This is a genomic window from Ulvibacter sp. 2210JD10-4 (assembly GCF_058148525.1).
The window spans coordinates 1-245 of the sequence record NZ_JBYVJZ010000075.1 but is presented as its reverse complement, the minus strand read 5'-3'; the positions used below and the strand labels follow the sequence as shown (position 1 = coordinate 245).

Annotated in this window: 1 protein-coding gene; it reads left to right on the top strand. The window is 36.3% G+C overall.

What is annotated here, in order from left to right:
• Nucleotides 1–3 precede the first annotated feature (3 nt).
• Nucleotides 4–135, top strand: coding sequence for a hypothetical protein (locus tag ACY2RT_RS15530; RefSeq protein ID WP_490156823.1), 132 nt, complete (start codon nucleotides 4–6; stop codon nucleotides 133–135).
• Nucleotides 136–245: the final 110 nt, after the last annotated feature.

The window sequence follows — 245 nt, the reverse complement described above, 5'->3', positions numbered from 1 at the left end:
AACATTGGTTTAGCGGATGTTAGTTGTGATATTGTGAGCTCCAGAAGTACCCTATTCAAAAACGGACGAAGAGAAACACAAGTCGTCTTAAAATCAGAAGCCGTATTGGTTAAATCCCTACAGCTTACACCATAGAAAGAAGCAATCCTAGAAAAGTTAGTATTCAGAATTAAAGCCGTTTTAAGAGCCAAGAACATCAAATACATCTTAATGAATGTCCCCAATGAAAACATTGATTCTGTAAG